Annotated in this window: 1 protein-coding gene and 2 pseudogenes; all 3 read right to left on the bottom strand. The window is 72.8% G+C overall.

Annotated features, from left to right (window positions below; all coding sequences use genetic code 11):
• Positions 1-202, bottom strand: a pseudogene (locus CCN56_RS45315) (GTP pyrophosphokinase); the annotation flags it as partial.
• A gap of 154 nt (positions 203-356) precedes the next feature.
• Complete coding sequence (locus tag CCN56_RS45310; protein WP_256962401.1) at positions 357-686, bottom strand: carbamoyltransferase C-terminal domain-containing protein; 330 nt, start codon at positions 684-686, stop codon at positions 357-359.
• Positions 658-1,191, bottom strand: a pseudogene (locus tag CCN56_RS45305) (carbamoyltransferase C-terminal domain-containing protein); the annotation flags it as partial. The pseudogene CCN56_RS45305 and the gene CCN56_RS45310, both read right to left, overlap by 29 nt.
• Positions 1,192-1,274 lie beyond the last annotated feature (83 nt).

The raw sequence follows: 1,274 nt of genomic DNA, 5'->3' as shown, positions 1-1,274 counted from the left end.
AGCGCCAGCGGGTCTCGTCGCCGGCGGCCTTGGGGCGCTGTTCGAGGCGGTGGTCCGCCGTCATGGCACGCAGCCCGGCGGTGAACGGTCCGCCGAGGTGCTGGGTGAGGAGCGCCTCCGATTCGGGGGCCACTTCCAGGGCGTCGTGGAGGAGGGCGAGGAGAAGGGTCTCGGGGTGGCTGACCCTGATCTCGGCGCGCAAGACCGTGACGACGGCCANNGGTCGCGGGTGTGGCCGTCGAAGACGGTGAGGGCGAGGGCGCCGGCGACGCGGGCACGGGACTGCTCGTCCATGCTCCACGCGGCGGCGCCGAGGATGGTCAGGACGCGGTCCAGGTCGATGGGGTTCATCCCGCTCACCTCGTACGGAGGGTTGTGGCACGGGGGTCGGGCACGCGGTCGGCGAGGAGCAGGGTGTCCCCGACTGCCAGGGCGTCGAGGCCCAGGTCCGCCGTCGCTGCCACGGCCTGTTCGGCGGTCCGCAGGATCGGGGTGCCCTTGCGGTTGAAGGAGGTGTTCAGCAGCAGCGGCAGTCCGGTGCGGTCGTGGAACTGCTCCAGGAGTTCGTGCAGGCCCTGGTGGTCGGGGGCGACGGNNCGTGGCGTGCTCGGCGAGGACGGCCGGGGCGAAGGGGCGGTACGTGGCTCGCTTCTTGATGGCGTTGAGCCGGTCGCGCGTGGCGGCATGGCCGGGGTGGGCGAGGATCGAGCGATGGCCGAGGGCCCGCGGCCCGAACTCGAGCTGCCCCTGCACCCAGCCGACAAGGCGGTGCTCCGCGAGCAGCGTGGCCACCGTGGGCGCCAACTCCGGCCCCAGGCCGGTCAGGGCGCGGTACCCGGACGGCACCTGTGTCGTCGGCACGGTGCCCGGGTGCGGACCCCATGCTGCGTCGGACGGCTCCGGAAGGCGCTCCTGCCCGAGCTGGTAGTGCCAGCCGTACAGCGCGGCGCCGACGGCGGTGCCCGCGTCGTGCGGGGCTGGGGCTACGAACAGGGTGTCGAAGCCGCTGTCGGCTGCCAGTTGGCCGTTGAGGTGGGAGTTCAGGGCGCATCCGCCGGAGAACACCAACGTCGAGGCTCTGGTGAGCCGTTGCAGGTGGCGGGCGATGTGGACGACGGATTCGGCGAAGACCTCCTGGACGGCGGCGGCCGAGCCTGGACCGCCGACAACGTCGCGGAGCAGCCGGACCATAAGCGGGCCGACCTGGCCGCCGCCGTCCAGGAGGTCTTCGCCGAATCCGTCGTCCACATCGCCCGCCACCTGCAACGGCTCAC

This window comes from Streptomyces sp. NRRL B-24572, assembly GCF_002156145.1.
In the GTDB taxonomy this organism is placed as follows: Bacteria; Actinomycetota; Actinomycetes; order Streptomycetales; family Streptomycetaceae; genus Streptomyces; species Streptomyces vietnamensis.
The sequence above is the reverse complement of the archived record's forward strand: the minus strand, read 5'-3'. Positions and strand labels throughout refer to the sequence as shown.